15 protein-coding genes and 1 pseudogene are annotated in these 17686 nt (G+C 73.4%); all 16 read right to left on the minus strand.

Features of this window, described 5'->3' with window-relative positions; genetic code table 11:
* Positions 1-278, minus strand: a pseudogene (locus NOCJ54_RS29125) (histone H1); the annotation flags it as partial.
* 165 nt (positions 279-443) lie between these two features.
* Positions 444-1217, minus strand: a complete 774-nt coding sequence (locus tag NOCJ54_RS0118225; RefSeq protein ID WP_036518607.1) for a DivIVA domain-containing protein — start codon at positions 1215-1217, stop codon at positions 444-446.
* Between the two features lie 142 nt (positions 1218-1359).
* Positions 1360-1656 carry a YggT family protein gene (locus tag NOCJ54_RS0118230; protein WP_028656638.1) on the minus strand — a complete coding sequence of 99 codons (297 nt, stop codon included), beginning with the start codon at positions 1654-1656 and terminating at the stop codon, positions 1360-1362.
* Positions 1657-2394: 738 nt separating this feature from the next.
* On the minus strand, positions 2395-2886 hold the full coding sequence (locus NOCJ54_RS0118235; RefSeq protein WP_028656639.1) for a cell division protein SepF: 492 nt from the start codon (positions 2884-2886) through the stop codon (positions 2395-2397).
* Between the two features lie 61 nt (positions 2887-2947).
* Positions 2948-3649 carry a YggS family pyridoxal phosphate-dependent enzyme gene (locus NOCJ54_RS0118240; RefSeq protein WP_036518609.1) on the minus strand — a complete coding sequence of 234 codons (702 nt, stop codon included), beginning with the start codon at positions 3647-3649 and terminating at the stop codon, positions 2948-2950.
* Complete coding sequence (gene pgeF / locus NOCJ54_RS0118245; protein WP_028656641.1) at positions 3646-4338, minus strand: peptidoglycan editing factor PgeF; 693 nt, start codon at positions 4336-4338, stop codon at positions 3646-3648. The genes NOCJ54_RS0118240 and pgeF overlap by 4 nt, the downstream gene beginning before the upstream one ends.
* A 3-nt stretch (positions 4339-4341) precedes the next feature.
* Complete coding sequence (gene ftsZ, locus NOCJ54_RS0118250; RefSeq protein WP_028656642.1) at positions 4342-5559, minus strand: cell division protein FtsZ; 1218 nt, start codon at positions 5557-5559, stop codon at positions 4342-4344.
* 274 nt (positions 5560-5833) lie between these two features.
* Complete coding sequence (locus tag NOCJ54_RS26815; protein ID WP_036518611.1) at positions 5834-6595, minus strand: cell division protein FtsQ/DivIB; 762 nt, start codon at positions 6593-6595, stop codon at positions 5834-5836.
* Complete coding sequence (murC, locus tag NOCJ54_RS0118260; protein WP_028656643.1) at positions 6588-7970, minus strand: UDP-N-acetylmuramate--L-alanine ligase; 1383 nt, start codon at positions 7968-7970, stop codon at positions 6588-6590. Before murC ends, NOCJ54_RS26815 begins: the two co-directional genes overlap by 8 nt.
* Positions 7967-9052, minus strand: a complete 1086-nt coding sequence (gene murG, locus NOCJ54_RS0118265) for an undecaprenyldiphospho-muramoylpentapeptide beta-N-acetylglucosaminyltransferase (RefSeq protein WP_028656644.1) — start codon at positions 9050-9052, stop codon at positions 7967-7969. Before murG ends, murC begins: the two co-directional genes overlap by 4 nt.
* A 9-nt stretch (positions 9053-9061) precedes the next feature.
* Positions 9062-10333 carry a putative lipid II flippase FtsW gene (ftsW, locus tag NOCJ54_RS26820; RefSeq protein WP_051486038.1) on the minus strand — a complete coding sequence of 424 codons (1272 nt, stop codon included), beginning with the start codon at positions 10331-10333 and terminating at the stop codon, positions 9062-9064.
* 30 nt (positions 10334-10363) lie between these two features.
* Complete coding sequence (murD, locus tag NOCJ54_RS0118275) at positions 10364-11848, minus strand: UDP-N-acetylmuramoyl-L-alanine--D-glutamate ligase (RefSeq protein WP_028656645.1); 1485 nt, start codon at positions 11846-11848, stop codon at positions 10364-10366.
* Entirely contained in the window at positions 11845-12915 is a 1071-nt protein-coding gene (gene mraY, locus NOCJ54_RS0118280) for a phospho-N-acetylmuramoyl-pentapeptide-transferase (protein WP_028656646.1), read from the minus strand. The genes murD and mraY overlap by 4 nt, the downstream gene beginning before the upstream one ends.
* Positions 12912-14279, minus strand: a complete 1368-nt coding sequence (locus NOCJ54_RS0118285) for a UDP-N-acetylmuramoyl-tripeptide--D-alanyl-D-alanine ligase (protein ID WP_028656647.1) — start codon at positions 14277-14279, stop codon at positions 12912-12914. The genes mraY and NOCJ54_RS0118285 overlap by 4 nt, the downstream gene beginning before the upstream one ends.
* Positions 14276-15829: a UDP-N-acetylmuramoyl-L-alanyl-D-glutamate--2,6-diaminopimelate ligase gene (locus NOCJ54_RS0118290; RefSeq protein WP_051486039.1), complete on the minus strand. Its 1554-nt coding sequence runs from the start codon at positions 15827-15829 to the stop codon at positions 14276-14278. The genes NOCJ54_RS0118285 and NOCJ54_RS0118290 overlap by 4 nt, the downstream gene beginning before the upstream one ends.
* The gene (locus NOCJ54_RS26825; protein ID WP_051486041.1) at positions 15823-17565 is read right to left on the minus strand and encodes a peptidoglycan D,D-transpeptidase FtsI family protein; all 1743 of its coding nucleotides are present in this window, start codon (positions 17563-17565) and stop codon (positions 15823-15825) included. The genes NOCJ54_RS0118290 and NOCJ54_RS26825 overlap by 7 nt, the downstream gene beginning before the upstream one ends.
* Positions 17566-17686: the final 121 nt, after the last annotated feature.

Here is a 17686-nt window from a genome sequence, read left to right on the forward strand (position 1 = left end):
TTCTTCGCGGGGGCCGCCTTCTTCGCGGGGGCCGCCTTCTTCGCGGGGGCCGCCTTCTTCGCGGGGGCCGCCTTCTTCGCGGGGGCCGCCTTCTTGGCCGGGGCCGCCTTCTTGGCCGGGGCCGCCTTCTTCGCGGGGGCCGCCTTCTTCGCGGGGGCCGCCTTCTTGGCCGGGGGCTCGCTCGCGGCGGCTGATCGGGTCGACTTCCGCGGCCTGATGAGCTTCCGGGCGGCCGAGGCGGCCTGACCGGCCAACGTCTTCTTCGCGGTGCGGGCCATGACGGACTCCTCGAGGCAGGCGACCTGCGACGGAGGTCGGCAGGCGTGCAGGGGAGGGTATCGGCTCCCGGCGACGCCTCCAAGGAGACTCACCGAATGAAACGACCGGCCGGCCCGCGAGTGCGGACCGACCGGTCGGTGCTCAGCTGGGGGTGAGCCGGGGGCTCAGCCCTCCTCCTCGCCCAGGATGGAGCGCAGCCGCTTGGGGGCCGGCGCCTCCTCGACGGGGGCCAGGGTGTCGCCCGGCGTCTGCAGGGCCTCGAGCTGCTGCGTGAAGTAGCTCTTGAGGCGCGAGCGGTACTCACGCTCGAAGGAGCGCAGCGTCTCGACCTCGGCGGAGAGCTTGTCGCGCTCCTTCTCGAGGTCGCCGAAGAGCTGGGTGCGACGCTCGGCGGTCTCGCTGTCGAGCATCTCGGCGCGGGTGCGGGCGTCGGCCTCGAGGCGGTCGGCCTTGACCTTTGCCTCGGACTCGAGCCGCTCGGCCTTGGTGCGCGCCTCGCCGACGATCTTGTCGGCCTCGTTCTTCGCGTCCTCGACGAGCTCGTCGGCGTTGCGGGTCGCGATCTCGAGCAGGCGGGCCGCCGCGTTGGAGGCCTCGGGGACCGTCTCGACGCGGATGGTCTCGACACCGCCGGCGACCGCCGGGGCCGGCGCCGCGGCGACCGGCTCGACCGGCGCGGGGACCTCGACCGGGGCCGGCTCGGGGGTCGGCTCGGGAACGGGCGCCAGCTGCGTGGGGACGTCGAACGCCGAGGAGGAGCCGGCACCCGCCTGGGCGGCCGCCAGCTTCGCGCGGAGGTCGTCGTTCTCCTGGGTCAGGCGGGCCAGCTCGGCCTCCACCTCATCCAGGAACTGGTCGACCTCGCCCATGTCGTAGCCCTCGCGCAGCCGGACCGGCGTAAAGCGCTTGTTGCTCACGTCCTCAGGCGTCAGCGGCATGACCTCACCTATCTTCGAAGTACAAGGACAAACTGTCTTCCCGAACCTTAGCGCCTGCGGGCGAGAAGCCCGCATCACCCGGCAGTTCGGACGTCACCGTTCACGGTACGCCCCACACCCTCGTGAGGGGCCCCGTTTCCGCTCAGGCGGCCAGCAGTGTGCTGCGGTTCACGCTGAGCAGGACGTAGGCGAGGATCAGCACCAGGATGAAGCTGAGGTCCAGCGCGAAGTTCCCGATCCGGATCGGCTTGATGACCTTGCGCAGCGCGTTGATCGGCGGATCGGTGGCCGAGTAGCACAGCTCGAGGAACACCAGCAGCGGCCCACGGGGCTCCCACGCCCGCGCGAACACCTGCACCCAGTCGGTGATGAAGCGCACCCACAGGAACGCGATGAAGGCGAAGAGGATGCCCTCGATGATCCAGCCGGCGATGCTCACGCCTCCAATCTATCCGGTGGCCTCTGAGGACCTGGTCCCGCCCGGGGTGCCGCCGGGACGGGGATCGTGCGGGGGTTGCGGTTTGGTCCCAAACGACGTGCGACACGCCGTACGGGCATGTCGTCTCTGCCCAATCGGCGATGTTGCGCCGGGCTCGTCCAGGCGGCCGCGCTGAGCCGACCACCTGCTTGCGGCACGGATGTCGGCACGGGCTCCGCCCGCGCCGCCACAAGCGGCCGCTTGGCTGTCGTTTGGTCCCAAACGACATGCGACACGCCGTGCGGGGTTGCAGTTCCTGCCCAATCGGTGCGACTCAGGCCTCCAAGGCGAAGACGTCATACGAACCGTGGGCTCTAGCCCACAGAACGGATGACGTCCGACTCACCGACCCGACCACAGGGACCGACCCCAAGAGCCCTACGTCCGGCTTGCCGCCAGACGGACGGTGCCATCCGCCGGAGCCAACTGCGGGCGCGGCAGCGTGGCGCCCGCGCCGAGGGCGCGTCGGCGGCAAGTGCGGGCCGAGCTTGCGAGGCCTGCGCGCAGCCCTCGACAGGCGACACGCTCGCCCCATCTCAGCAAGTCGTGCCGCCAGACGGAGGCAGGACCTACGGAAGCCAACTGCGCGGCCGGCAGCGTGGCGCCCCGCGGCGAAGCCGCGTCGCGCGAAGCCCGCGGGCCGAGCTTGCGAGTGCCCGGGCGGCGAGCGCGACAGGCGACACGCTCGGCCCAGCCAACTCAGCTCTGGTTGAAGAAGTCCCGGTCGGCGATCCGCTGCTTGTCCTCGGCCGCGACGGTGACGTTCGGCGGGGAGAGCAGGAAGACCTTGTTGGTGACCCGCTCGATGGAGCCGCGGGTGGCGAAGATCAGGCCGGCGGCGAAGTCGACGAGGCGCTTGGCGTCGGTGTCGTCCATCTCGGTGAGGTTCATGATCACCGGGATGCCGTCGCGGTACTGCTCCCCCACGGCGCGGGCGTCGTTGTAGGTCGTCGGGTGGAGGGTGGTGATCCGGGACAGCTCGGCGACCTCGGGCTGGGGCGCGACGGCCACGGGGCGGCGGCGCTCCTCCAGGTCGGCGACGGTGCCGGAAGGTACGGCGCGCACGGGACGGGCAGCGCGCGGCTCGCGGGACTCGCGAGCGGGCTCGGTGACCTCGTCGTCGTACTCGTCATAGCCGGTGTCCTCCAGCAGGCCGAGGTACTCGCCGATCCTGCGCATCGCACCGCTCATGACTGTTGCCTCCGTGATCCGTGCCCCCGGAGATCGGGGACATGTGGTGGTGTTGTGGACATTACTGGACCGCGGGCCTCGTTCCGAGGACCGCGGAGCCGACGCGCACGTGTGTCGCGCCGACGGCGATGGCCTCCTCGAGGTCACCGCTCATGCCGGCCGAGAGCCGGGTGGCCGACGGGTGGTCGGCGAGGAAGCCGGCGCGGATCTCCGCGAGCCGTCCGAAGGCGGCCGCGGGGTCCTCGCCCAGGGGTGCGACGGCCATCAGGCCGCGCAGCTCGAGGTGCGGCGCGGCAGCGACCTCGGCGGCGAGGTCGGCGAGCTGGTCGGGCGGGGCGCCGGCGCGGTGGTCGCGGCCGGGCGGGTCGAGGGAGACCTGGAGCAGGACCTCGACGGCGCGTCCGGACTCGGCGGCACCGCGGTCGAGGCGAGCGACCAGGCTGCTGCGGTCGACGGACTCGACGACGTGGGCGTAGCGGGCGACGGCGGCGGCCTTGTTGGACTGCAGCCCGCCGATGAAGTGCCAGCGCAGCGGCAGGTCGGCGCACTCGGCGGCCTTCGCCTCGGCCTCCTGGTGCCGGTTCTCGCCGACGTCGGTGACGCCGAGGGCGGCGAGCACGCGCACGTCGGAGGCGGGGAAGAACTTGGTGACCACGACGAGGTGGACGTCGTCGGGGGCGCGACCGGCGGCCTCGGCAGCCCGGGCGATGCGCTCGCGGACGGTGGCGAGGTTGGCGGCGATCTCGTCGCTGCGGGTCGTCACGGCAGCCACACCACCCCGGCCATGCGGCCGGAGGCCTGGCCGTCGCGGCGGTAGGAGTGGAAGCGGGCGTCCTCGCGGGTGCAGCCCTCGACGAGGGTGCTGGCGACGCCGGCGGCGGCGAGCTGCGCGGCGACGCCGGCGCCGAGGTCGAGCGAGGGAGTGCCCCAGGAGGTCTCGGCCCGGCTCTCGGGGACCACGGCGGCGACTTCCTCGCGCATGGCCTCGGGGACCTCGTAGCAGCGGCCGCAGATATGAGGGCCGACCCAGGCGCGGACGTCGGCGGCGCCGAGGTCGCGCATCCGCTCCACGGTGCGGGTCACGACACCGAGCTCGACGCCGCGGCGTCCGGCGTGGGCCACGCCGACGACCCCGGCACGGGGGTCGGCGAGCAGCACGGGGACGCAGTCGGCGACGCGCACGAGCAGGGCGGTACGGCGGCGCACGGTGACCAGGCCGTCGGCGGTCGGGACGTCGTCCGGCTCCTCGACCACCGCGACGGCGTCGCCGTGCACCTGGTGGGCACGGACGAGGGTGGCGTCGACCGCCTGGGCGAGCTCGCGCAGGGCGTCGGCCAGCCCCTCCCCGTCCTCGTGGAGGTCGAGGGAGGCGTCCGTGAACGCGACCTCGACCCGGGCCCCGCCAGCGGCGGGATCCGGGTCGAGGTCGTGGCTCTCACGGAAGGCGAACACGCGTCACTTCAGGAAGTCGGGCACGTCCAGGTCGTCGCCGTCGTCGAACTTCATCGGCGCGGGCTGGGTGCGCGCACCGACCGGCTGCGGGTCGGAGGGCGCCGCCGGCTCGGGCGATGCGGGACGGGCGGGACGGTCCTGGCCCTGGCTCGCCGGGGCCGACTGCGACGGGGCGGACTGGGCGGGCGCGGACTGGCTGGACTGGCTCGACGGCGCCGCCGGGCGCGAGGCCTGCTGCGGCCGGCGGATGGTGGTGTCCTCGCGGCGCTTGGGCAGGCCACCGTCGAAGCCTGCGGCGATGACGGTCACCCGGACCTCGTCGCCGAGGGCGTCGTCGATGATCGTGCCGAAGATGATGTTGGCGTCGGCGTGCACCGCGTCGGCGACCATGGCCGCGGCCTCGTTGATCTCGAAGATGCCGAGGTCGGAGCCGCCGGCGATCGAGAGCAGGACGCCGTGGGCGCCGTCGATCGAGGCCTCGAGCAGCGGGCTGCTGATCGCCATCTCGGCGGCCTGCAGCGCCCGGTCCTCGCCGCGGGCCGAGCCGATGCCCATGAGGGCGGAGCCGGCGTTGCTCATGACCGCCTTGACGTCGGCGAAGTCGACGTTGATCAGGCCGGGGGTGGTGATCAGGTCGGTGATGCCCGAGACGCCCTGGAGCAGCACCTGGTCGGCCTGCTTGAACGCGTCGAGCATCGACACGTTGCGGTCCGAGATCTGCAGGAGGCGGTCGTTGGGGATGACGATGAGGGTGTCGACCTCCTCGCGGAGCCGCTCGATGCCCTCGTCGGCGGACTTCTTGCGGCGGGCGCCCTCGAAGGTGAACGGACGGGTCACCACACCGATGGTCAGCGCGCCGAGCGAGCGGGCGATCCGGGCGACGACGGGCGCGCCGCCGGTGCCGGTGCCGCCACCCTCGCCCGCGGTCACGAAGACCATGTCGGCGCCCTTGAGCACCTCCTCGATCTCCTCCGCGTGGTCCTCGGCGGCCTTGCCGCCCACGTCGGGGTTCGCACCCGCACCGAGGCCGCGGGTGAGCTCGCGCCCGATGTCGAGCTTCACGTCGGCGTCGCTCATCAGCAGCGCCTGCGCGTCGGTGTTGATGGCGATGAACTCGACGCCCTTGAGGCCGACCTCGATCATGCGGTTGACGGCGTTCACGCCGCCGCCGCCGATGCCGACGACCTTGATGATGGCCAGGTAGTTCTGTGCAGCTGCCACGGCGGCTTCACCTCTCCGGTGTGGTCCGTACGTTGTCTGTGTCCGTTCACCGACGATCGGCGGCCGGACCGCTTCCCCGTGGCCGACCGGCGTGTCGCACAACCCTTACCCTCAACCTGAGGGTTATAGTTATGTCAACCTCGTCGTGATGAAGACAGTAGGGACGCCACGTCCCCGCATCGCGCAGACACGCCGCACCGGCGTGCGTCGATGTTGCGTGATGTTCCGTGATGTCGCCGACCGCCGGCACCGTGCCGCCCCGAGGGCGGCCGGCTCACTTCGTCGTTGGCGCGCCGGGCACGGAGACGTCGTACGTCGACGCCTGGCGCTCGAGGAGCTGGAGCAGCACCGCGGCCTTGTCCTCCGACTGCTCCGCACTCCCCCACTTGACCAGCCGGTCGTCGCGCAGGTGCAGCAGGATCTCGTCGACGGTGCGGACCTCGACGTAGCTGACCATCGACGACACGTCGCCGTCGAGCGCCGCGACGACCGCCGCCCCCTCGCGCAGGGCGTTCTGGTCGGCGCCGCTGCCGACGCGCACGCGCGGCAGGCCGTCGCGGGCACGCGGCGGCGCCGGGAAGGAGGTGCCCTCGGCGTCGAGCGCGACCACCCGGTCGCCGAGGTCGAGGAGGGCGACGGGGGTCCGCTCGGTGACCTCGATCCGCACGTCGTGCGGCCACTGGCGCGAGACGTCGACCTCCTTGACCGCGGCGAGCGCCTTGACCCGCTTCTCGATCGCCTCGAGGTCGACGCGGACCAGCGGACCGCCGGTCGGCACCTCGGCCGCGGCCAGCACCTTCGCGTCGCTGACCAGGTCGTTGCCGACCAGCTCGACGCCCTCGGTGCGCAGCCACGAGGAGAAGTAGAGGGCGTAGACGCCCAGCCCGACGAGCAGCACCGCGAGGCTGGCGGCGAGCACGTAGCGCCAGGTGAGCCAGCGCCGGGCCCGCTGGCGGCGGGCGAACGCCCGGCGCGCCCGCTGCTGGGCCTTCTCGTGCCCGGTCGCGGCGGCGCGCCCCCCGCGCAGGCTAGGCACCGCTCCCCCCGAGGAGCGCCACCAGCTCGGGCGCCAGCGCAGTCACGTCACCGGCACCGAGGGTGAGCACGAGGTCCCCGGGACGGGCGATCCCCGCCAGCGTGGGTACGACGTCCGCGCGGTCGGGCACGAAGCGGACCCGCTCGGCCGGCAGCGGCACGGCGCCGGCCACCAGCGCGCCGGTGACCTCGGGGTCGGAGTCCTCCCGGGCGACGTAGACGTCCATCAGCACGACCTCGTCGGCCGCACCGAGCTCGTGGCCCATCTGGGTGCCGAAGATGCGGGTGCGCGAGACGAGGTGCGGCTGGAAGCACACGACGAGCCGCCCGCCGGGCCCCACGAGCGAGCGGGCGGCCTCGAGGTCGCCGCGGATCTCGCTGGGGTGGTGGGCGTAGGAGTCGTAGACCCGGATGGCACGATCGGCCGCGCCAACCGTTCCGACCAGCTCCATCCGCCGCTTGGCGCCCTGGTGGCGGGCCAGGCCGCGCACCAGCGCGGCCGGGTCGGCGCCGAGCTCGAGCCCGACGGCCAGCGCGAGGAGGGCGTCGACGGCGTAGTGGCGGCCGGGCACGGCGAGCTCGACCTCGCCGAGGTCGACGCCGCGGGCCTCGACGCGGAAGCGGGTGCGACCGCCCTCGACCACGAGGTCGTGGCCGCGCACCTGCGCACCGTCGGCGAAGGCGGCGGTGACGTCGGCGAGGTCGGCGCGCTCGGTGACGGTCACCCGGGCCCGCCGGGCGAACTCGGCGAAGGCTGCCTCGTAGGCCTCCTCGGTGCCCCAGTGGTCGAGGTGGTCGGCGTCGACGTTGGTGATGGCGGCGACGTCGGGGGTGTAGACGAGGAAGGCACCGTCGGACTCGTCGGCCTCGACGACGGCGACGTCACCGCTGCCGAGGCGGGCGTTGGTGCCGAGGCTGGCCACCTCGGCACCGATCGCGAAGGTCGGGTCCAGCCCGGCCTCCTGCAGGGCGACGGTGAGCATCGCGGTCGTGGTGGTCTTGCCGTGGGTGCCGGCGACGGCGACCACGCGCTTGCCGATCAGGACCGACTGCAGGCCGGCCGAGCGCGGCCACAGGCGCAGGCCGCGGCGGGTGGCCTCGGCGATCTCCGGGTTGTCCTCGCGGGCGGCCGTCGTCGCCACCACGGTGTCGACGCCGTCGAGGTGGGCGGCGTCGTGGCCCACGTGGACGGTGATGCCCTCCTCGCGCAGGGCGCGCACGACCGGCGAGTCGTTGGCGTCGCTGCCGCTGACGACCACGCCCGAGGCGTGCATGAGGCGGGCGATGCCGGACAGGCCCGCGCCGCCGATGCCGACGAGGTGGACGTGGCCGAGCTGGTCGGCGGGGAGGATCTCGTCCGGGACGGGGATCTTCACCGGGCGACGTCCTGGATGATCCGGGCCAGGCGCTCGTCGGCGTCGCGGGGCACGAGGTGCGCGGCGGCCGCGCCCATGGAGGCGAGCCGCGCCGGGTCCGCGACCAGCGACGGGATCGTCTCGGCGACGTAGTCGGCGGTGAAGTCGACGTCCTCGACCAGCAGCGCTCCCCCGGCGTCGACGACCGGGCGGGCGTTGAGGGCCTGCTCCCCGTTGCCGATCGGGAGCGGCACGAAAACGGCGGGCACGCCGGAGGCGGAGGCCTCGACGACGCTGGAGGCGCCGGAGCGGCACACCATGACGTCGGCGGCGGCCAGCGCGAGGTCCATCCGCTCGACGAACGGCAGCACGACGTAGGGCACGCCGCTGGGCAGCGGCTCGGACCAGCTCGGGTCGCTGGCTCCGTTGGGGCCGACCACGTGCAGCACCTGCACGCCGGCGGCGGCCAGCGCGGGGGCAGCACCGCTGACGGCCTGGTTGAGGCGGCGCGCGCCCTGGGAGCCGCCGGTGACGACCAGGGTCGGCCGGTCCTGCTCGAGGCCGAAGAAGGCCCGGGCCTCCGCGCGCAGCGCCTCGCGGTCGAGGGTCGCGATCATCCGGCGGATCGGCAGGCCGACGTACTCGGCGCCGCGCAGCGGCGTGTCCGGGAAGCTGACCGCGACGCGGGTGGCGACGCGGGCGCCGAACTTGTTCGCGATGCCGGGCAGGGCGTTCTGCTCGTGCACCACGAGCGGGAGCTTGCGGCGCCGGGCGGCGACGTAGGCCGGCATCGAGACGTAGCCGCCGTAGCCGACGACGACGTCGGGGCGGACCTCGTCGATCACGTCCAGCGCGGCCTTGACCGCGGCCCGGAGCCGGGCGGGGACCATGGCGAGGTCCTTGCCGGGCTTGCGGGGCAGCGGGACCGGCGGCACGAGCCGCAGCGGGTAGCCGGCCTCGGGGATGACCTTGTTCTCCAGGCCCCGGGGCGTGCCGAGGCAGGTGACCTCCACCCCCGGGTCGAGGCGACGCAGGGCATCTGCGGTCGCGAGCAGTGGCGAGGTGTGCCCCGCCGTTCCCCCACCGGCCAACAAGACTCGCACGTGGCCAACCTACCGGCGGGCGGAGAGCCCGGCCGACCGGGCCCGCCGGCGCTGCGCGAGGGCACGGGCGGCCGCCGGCTCGCGGCGCGCGAAGCCGATCACCAGGCCGAGCGCGGCGAGGGTCGGCAGCAGGCTGGAGCCGCCGTAGGACACGAGCGGGAGCGGGATGCCGATGACGGGCAGCAGGGCGAGCACCATGCCGACGTTGATCATCATCTGGCCGAGCAGCCACACCACGATGCCGAAGGAGCAGTAGCGGACGAAGGGGTCCTTCGTCTCCTTCGCGACGCGGGTCCCGGCATAGGCGAGGACGAGGAAGAGGGCGACCACCAGCAGGGTGCCGACCAGGCCGAGCTCCTCGCCGAGCACCGCGAAGATGAAGTCGGTGTGCGCCTCGGGCAGCTGGCCCCACTTCTGCTGGCTGGCGCCGATGCCCTCCCCGAAGACGCCGCCGCTGGCCATGGCGTAGAGCCCGTGGGCGGGCTGCCAGCCCGTGCCGAGGTAGTCCTTGAACGGGTCGGCGAAGTTGTAGATGCGGGCCAGCCGCTCGCCGTCGGTGGCGGCGAGGCCGAGCGCGAGCACGCTGACGCCGGAGAACGCGAGCGCGAAGAGCTTGCCCGGGGCGCCGACGACCCACAGCATCGCGACCAGCAGGGCGAAGAAGACCAGCGCGGTGCCGAGGTCGCGCCCGACCACGACCAGGGCCGTGGCCAGCACCATGCCGGGCACGACGGGCACCAGCATCTGGTGCAGGTTGCCGAGGCGGCGCTCCTTGTTGGCGTAGATGTGGCTGGCCCAGATGATCAGCGACAGCTTCGCGATCTCCGAGGGCTGGATCTGCACGACGCCGAGGTCGAGCCAGTTCTTGTTGCCGTTGACCTCGACGCCGACCTTGGCGGTCAGCGCGAGCAGCAGCAGCGAGATGGAGAACGCCGGGTAGGTCAGCGCGCGCACCCAGCGCAGCGACACCCGCGACGCCAGGAAGGCGCACGGCACGCCGAGCAGGACCCACATCAGCTGGCGTCGTACGACGGTGTAGGAGTCGCCCGTCTCGCGGTAGGCGTAGACGCTGGAGGCGCTCAGCACCATGATCAGGCCGATGGTGAGCAGCAGCGCGGTCGCGCCGAGCAGCAGGTAGTAGGTCGTCAGCGGCCGGTCGAGGGCGTCCTTGACCGCGGCGGTCCAGCCGGACCGGCGTGCCGACGGGCGCCGGAGGAACGGGCGCGAGGGGAGGCGCTGGCGGAGGTGGAAGCGGAGCTTCTCGGGGTTCGCGGTGGTGATGACCCGTCCCCTCTCCTGCCCGCCAGCTCGCTAGCTCTCGCCGATGTAGTCCCGCACCGCCTCGGCGAACGCGTCGCCGCGAGCGGCGTAGTCGGAGAACTGGTCCATCGACGCGCATCCCGGCGCCAGCAGCACGGTGTCGCCCGCCCGGGCGACCTCGGCCGCTGCCGCGACGACGCGCCTCATCCGGTCGTCACCGACTACGTCCCCAGTGTCGGGGCTGTCGACGTCGATCACCGGCACATCGGGAGCGTGTCGCGAAAGCGCCTGGCGGATCACGTCACGGTCCCGGCCGATGAGGACGACGGCCCGCAGCCGGTCCCCCACCTGCCGGACCAGGTCGTCGAAGCTGGCCCCCTTGGCGAGGCCCCCGGCGACCCACACGACCGGGGCGAACGCGGCGAGCGAGGACGCGGCGGCGTGCGGGTTGGTCGCCTTGGAGTCGTCGACCCAGGTGATGCCGGCGTGCTCGGCCACGACCGCGATCCGGTGGCCGTCGGGCTGGAAGGAGCGCAGCCCGTCGCGGACCGCGGCCTGGCTCACGCCGTGCGCGCGGGCGAGCGCTGCGGCAGCGAGGGCGTTGGCGATGAAGTGCGGGGCGCGGGAGGCCAGGTCGTCCAGCGTGCACAGCTCGGCCGCGCTGGTGGCGCGCTCCTCGATGAACGCGCGGTCGACGAGGATCTCGTCGACGACGCCGAGCATGCCGGGGCCGGGGACGCCGAGGGTGAAGCCGATCGCCCGGGCTCCCTCGACCACGTCGGCGTCACGGACCAGCTGCTCGGTGGCGGGGTCCGCGACGTTGTAGACGCAGGCCCGCTCCACGCCCTCGTAGATCCGGCCCTTGTCGGCGGCGTAGTCCTGCATGGCCGACTGGCCGGCGTACCAGTCGAGGTGGTCCTCGGCGACGTTGAGCACCGCGGCGCTCTCGGCGGCCATGGTCTCGACGTAGTGCAGCTGGAAGCTGGAGAGCTCGACAGCGATGACGTCGTAGGGCTCGGGGTCCATGACCGCCTCGGTCAGCGGCAGGCCGACGTTGCCGGCGGCGACGCTGCGCAGTCCGGCGGCACGCAGGATGCTGACGAGCATCTGCACCGTGGTGGTCTTGCCGTTGGTGCCGGTGATGCACAGCCACGGCGCCGGGTGCTCGGGGTCGCGCAGCCGCCAGGCCAGCTCGACCTCGCCCCACACCGGGACGCCGCGCTCGCGGGCGGTGGTGATGATCGGGGCGTCGGGCCGGAAGCCGGGCGAGACGACGAGCAGGTCGACGTCGTCGGGCAGGACCCCGGTCGCGCCCTCGTGGACGTCGATGCGGGCGCCGAGGACCTGCAGCAGCTCGGCGCGCTCCTGGATCGACGCGCTGGCCGACTCCGCGACGGCGTGCACGTCGGCACCGAGGTGGAGCAGGTTGTCGACCGCGGCGGCGCCGCTGGTGCCGAACCCCGCGACGACGGCGCGTACGCCGGCCCACGAGTCGCGCCGGCCGAGGCTGGTCGGGTCCGGGCGGGTATCGCTCACAGCCGCGACACCCACTCGGCGTAGAAGATGCCCAGGCCGGTCGCGACGAACAGGCCGGTGATGATCCAGAACCGGATCACGACCGTGACCTGCTCCCACCCGAGCATCTCGAAGTGGTGGTGGATGGGTGCCATCCGGAAGATCCGCTTGCCCTTGCTGAGCTTGAAGAAGCCGACCTGCATCATCACCGAGACCGTCTCGAGGACGAACAGGCCGCCGAGGATGACCAGGAGCAGCTCGGTGCGGGTCAGGATCGCGAAGCCGGCCAGCGCGCTGCCGAGCGCCAGCGAGCCGGTGTCGCCCATGAAGATCTTGGCCGGCGAGGCGTTCCACCACAGGAAGCCGAAGCAGGCGCCGGTGATCGCGGCGGCGATGATCGCCAGGTCGAGCGGGTCGCGGACGTTGTAGCAGCTCGCGCTCGGCTCGGCCTGGCAGAACTGGTTGTTCTGCCAGATGTTCACCAGCGTGTAGGCGCCGAAGACCATCACCGAGGCGCCGGCCGCGAGGCCGTCGAGCCCGTCGGTGAGGTTGACGGCGTTGCTGAACCCGGCGACGAACAGCCAGATCAGCAGGATGGCCAGGATCGTGGGCAGCACGAACCAGTCGAGCTCGCGGAGGAAGGAGACCTTCTCGCTCGCGGGCGTGCGGCCGTTCTCGTCCTCCAGCATCGGCGAGAGCGCCAGCCAGCCGAAGACCAGCGCGATCACGGTCTGGCCGGCCATCTTCGCCTTGCTGCGCAGGCCGAGGCTGCGCTGCTTGGAGATCTTGATGAAGTCGTCGAGGAAGCCGACCAGGCCCATCCCGACGAACAGGAAGAGCAGCAGCAGCGCCGAGGCGCTCGGCGTGGTCAGGGTGATGAGCTTCGCCGAGAAGTAGGCGATGACCGCGGCGAGGATGATGACGACGCCGCCCATGGTGGGCGTGCCGCGCTTGGTGTGGTGGCTGGTGGGACCGTCGTCGCGGATCTCCTGGCCGTAGCCCCAGTTGGTGAACAGGGTGATCACGACGCGGGTCCCGAGCAGGGAGATCAGCAACGCGATGCCGCCCCCGAGCAGGATGGCTCTCATGGCGTCGTACCCTCCAGGACCTGGTCCGCAACCCATTCCAGCGCCGCCCCGCGCGACGCCTTGACGAGGACGACGTCCTCCGCCCCGGCATTCTGCCGCAACCACGCCACGGCTTCCTCACGGCCCGCCGTGAGGACCACCTCACACCCCCTTCCGGGGCTGCTGGCGCCCTCCCCGATCCCGCGGGCGGCCTCGCCCACCACGACGACCACGTCGACGCCCAGCCGGGCGGCGTCGGCGCCCACGGCGCGGTGGCCGGCGTCGTGCTCGGCGCCGAGCTCCTTCATCTCCCCCAGCACCGCGACGGTACGACGGCCGCGGGACCCGCCGATCGCGGTGAGCGCCTCGAGGGCGGCCCGCATGGACTCGGGGTTGGCGTTGTAGGAGTCGTTGACCACGACGAGGCCGTCGGGCCGCTCGGAGACCTCCATCCGCCAGGGGGACGCGGCGGCCGCGCCGCCGAGCGCGCCGGCCACCTCGGCCAGGTCGAACCCGGCGGCCATCGCCATCGCAGCGGCCGCGGCGGCGTTCTGGACCTGGTGGAGGCCGGTCTGCAGCAGCTGGACGGGGGCAGAGGCCCCGTCGCGCTCGAGCACGAAGCCGGGACGGCCCAGGTCGTCGAGCTCGACGGCGCTCCACCGCAGCGTGCCGGCGGTGCCGAAGGTGACCACCCGGGCAGCGGTGCGCGACTCCATCGCGGCGACGAGCGGGTCGTCGGCGTTCAGCACGGCGGTGCCGTCCTCGCCGAGCGCCTCGACGATCTCGCCCTTGGCGCGCGCGATCTGCTCCTGACCGCCGAACTCCCCCACGTGGGCGGTGCCGACGTTGAGGACGGCCGCGACCTGCGGCGGGGCGATCCCGCACAGGTAGGCGATGTGGCCGATGCCGCGGGCACCCATCTCGACGACGAGGTGGCGGGTCGCGGGGCCCGCGCGGAGCACGGTCAGCGGCACGCCGAGCTCGTTGTTGTTGTTGGCGGTCGTCGCGACGACCGCGTCCTCGCCGGCGAGCGTGCGCAGCACGGCGGCGAGGTAGTCCTTCGTGCCGGTCTTGCCCTGGGAGCCGGTCATCGCGTGCACGGTGACGTCGAGGCGGTCCACGACGTGGCGGGCGAGCCGGCCGAGGGCGACGACGGGGTCCTCGACCACGACGGTCGGGCGTGCCGTGGGGCGGCTGCCGAGCACGGCGTGCGCGCCGTCGGCGTACTCGTGGCCGTCGACGCGCTCGCCGACGATCGCGACGAAGAGCCCGTCCGCGACCGGCGAGCGGCTGTCGAGGTAGGCGTGGCCCGAGACGACGACGTCGTCCCCGCGCAGGGTGCCGCCGACGACGTCGGCGACCTCGGAGAGCCGCAGCGGGATCATCGCGCTCCCCCGCTGCCCGCCGCGTCCAGGGACGCGAGCACCTCGCGCACCACCTCGCGGTCGTCGAAGGGGTGCACCACGCCGTCGACCTCCTGCCCGGTCTCGTGGCCCTTGCCGGCGACCACGACCACGTCGCCGGGGCCGGCGCGGCCGATCGCCTCCGCGATGGCGGTACGACGGTCGCCGACCTCCTGCACCTCGGCGGACCCGTCGCGGGCGCCGGCCAGCACCTCGGCCCGGATGGTCGCGGGGTCCTCGGAGCGGGGGTTGTCGTCGGTCACCACGACCACGTCGGCCAGGCGGGCGGCGATCTCGCCCATGACCGGGCGCTTGCCGCGGTCGCGGTCGCCGCCGGCGCCGATGACGACGACCAGCCGGCCGCGGGTGACCGGGCGCAGCGTGCGCAGCACCGCCTCGACGGCGTCGGGCTTGTGGGCGTAGTCGACGACGACGGTGAGGTCGCGCCCGGTGGGCACCCGCTCCAGCCGGCCGGGCACCCCGCCGGAGGCGGCGATGCCGTCGGCGACCGCCTGCGGGTCCAGCCCGGCCTCGGCCGCCGCGGCCACGGCCGCGAGCGCGTTGGCGACGTTGAAGTCGCCGGGCAGCGGCACCGCGGCGCTGACCCGGACGCCGTCGGGCCCGGCCACGGTGAACCGGGAGCCGTCGGCACCGAGCTCGACGTCGAGCGCCCGCCAGTCCGGGTCCCCGGTGAGGCCGTAGGTGCGCACGGGGATGGGGGCCTCGCGGGCGAGGCGGCGGCCGTGCTCGTCGTCGGTGCAGACCAGGCCGCGGGCGGCGTGCTCCGGGGTGAAGAGGCTGGCCTTGGCGGCGAAGTACTCCTCCACGTCGGCGTGGAAGTCGAGGTGGTCGCGGCCGAGGTTGGTGAACACGGCGACGTCGAAGCGCACCCCGTCGACGCGGCCCATCACCAGGGCGTGGCTCGAGACCTCCATGGCGCAGGCCGTGACGTCGAGCTCGCGCATCCGGGCGAACAGGCCGTGCAGGTCGGGCGCCTCCGGGGTGGTCAGCGAGGTCTTCACCTCCTCGCCGGCGATGCGGGTGCCGACCGTGCCGACCACGGCGCTGCGCACGCCGGCGGCGAGCAGGCCGCCGTCGAGCAGCCGGGTGACCGTGGTCTTGCCCTGGGTGCCGGTGACGCCGATGGTGCGCAGCGCGTCGGCGGGCCGGCCGTAGACCAGGGCCGCCACGTCGCCGAGCACGGCACGGGGGTCGTCGACGACGAGCACCGGCACGCCGTGGCCGGACGCCGCCTCGCGGCCCGTCGGGTCGGTCAGCACCGCGACGGCCCCGGCCTCGACGGCCTGCCCGGTGAACGCGGCGCCGTGCGCCCGGGAGCCGGGCAGCGCGGCGTACAGGTCCCCGGCCGCGACGCGGCGGGAGTCGAGGGTGACCCCCTGCACGGCCACGTCGGGGTCGGCGGCGGGGACCGCGGTGCCGTCGGGGTGGTCCGGGGCCGGGCCCAGTGCGCGGGCGACGTCGGCGAGCGGCGTCTGGTGCGGGTGGGCGGGCCGGGTGGGCAGGCTCACCACTCGACCGGGGTCTGGTTGGGCTTGCCGCCGGTCGGCGGGACTCCGTAGCGGCGCAACGTGTAGCTCATCAGCTTCGAGAATGCCGGACCGGCCACGCTGCCACCACCACTGCCCGCCCGCGGGCTGTGCACGACGACGTATATCGTGAACCGCGGGTCGTCCGCGGGGGCGAAGCCGGCGAAGGAGACGGTCGTGCTGCCGTCGTAGGTGCCGTCCTCGCCGACGCGCTGCGCGGTGCCGGTCTTGCCGGCGACGCGGTAGCCCGGGACGGCCGCGCCGGGCGCGACGCCTTCCTCCGGGTCCAGCACCCGCTCCATCATCAGCATCGTCTCGCGGGCGGCGTCGGCGCTGATGACGCGGGTCGTGGCGGCCTGGTCGCTGCCGACCTGCTGGCCCTTGTCGGTGGTGGCCGCGCCCTGCACGAGCGAGGGAGCGATCCGCACCCCGCCGTTGGCGATCGTGTTGACCGCGGCTGCCATCTGCACGGCGTTGACCGACAGCGACTGGCCGAAGGCGATGCGGTCCCCGACCTGCGAGGTCCACGCCGCACCCTTGGGCACGATGCCGTTGGTCTCGCCGCCGAGGCCGATGTCGGTGCGCTGGCCGAGGCCGAACGCGGTGAGGTAGCGCCGCAGCGCGCCGCGGCGGAACTGGTCGGCGGCGAGCACGGTGCCGACGTTGGAGGACTTGGCGAGGATGCCGGCGAGGGTGAGCCGCAGCGTGCCGTGGTCCCAGTAGTCGCCGATCGGGCGGTCCTGGCGGTAGAGCTTGCCCGGCACGCGGAACTTCTGCTCCTTGAACGCCAGGCCGGCGTCGACGAGCGAGCTGATGGTGAGCACCTTCTCGACCGAGCCGGGCTCGTAGACGTCGGTGAGGGCGGAGGACTTGTAGAGGCCCTCGTCGTAGCGGTACGGGTCGGAGGCGTCGTACGTCGGGTAGTCGGCGAGCGCGAGCAGCTGGCCGGTCCGGCTGTCCATCACCACCGCGATGCCGGACTGGCCGGCGGCGCGGGTGACGGTCTGCTGGAGGATCCGCTGCGTGTAGAACTGCAGGTCGCGGTCGATGGTCAGCCTGAGGTCGCGGCCGTCGACGGCCGGGGTGACGGTCTTGTCGCCGAGCGGGATCTGGTTGCCCGCGCCGACCTCGTAGGTCGCCTCGCCGTCCTTGCCGGACAGCCAGCTGTTGAACGACGTCTCGAGGCCGGCCAGCGCCTGGGCGGAGCCGTCGTCCCTGGGGGTGCCGAGGAAGCCGAGCAGGTTGGCCGCGACGTCGTCGTTGGGGTAGATCCGCAGCGGGTCGCGCTCGGTGGAGAGCCCCGCGAACGGCCGACCGTCGTCGTCGGTGAACTTCTTGCGGACGTCGGCGACGACCTTCTGCGCCTTGCTCGCGGGCACCTGGCGGGCGACGTACTGGAACCGGCTGCCCTCGACGCGCAGCCGCTCGAGCGTCTGGAAGTAGTCGACGCCGAGGCGGCGCGCCAGCATGGTGGCGAGCTCGGGCGCGACCTTCTTCGTCACGGCCGGGTCGGCGATGATCATCCGCCCGTCGACGGTCTCGGCGAGCGCCTCGCCGTTGCGGTCGAGGATCTCGCCGCGGGTGGCGGGCAGCACGACGGTGGCCCGGCCCTCCCGGGCGGCCATCTGGGCGTAGGAGCCGGGGTCGATGGCCTGCAGCTGGACCAGGCGGCCGGCGAAGACCGAGAGCACGATCGCGATCAGCAGGAAGCCGATCTGCATGCGCAGCCTCGAGGAGCCGCGCCGGATGCCTTTCCCGCGGCGGTTGCGGAGGGTGCTGCTGGGTCGGCTCAACGCTCTCGTCCTGCTCGGTGGCGGGGACGACGTCCCCCGGTCACCCCGA

The organism is Nocardioides sp. J54, assembly GCF_000519005.1.
GTDB lineage: Bacteria > Actinomycetota > Actinomycetes > Propionibacteriales > Nocardioidaceae > Nocardioides.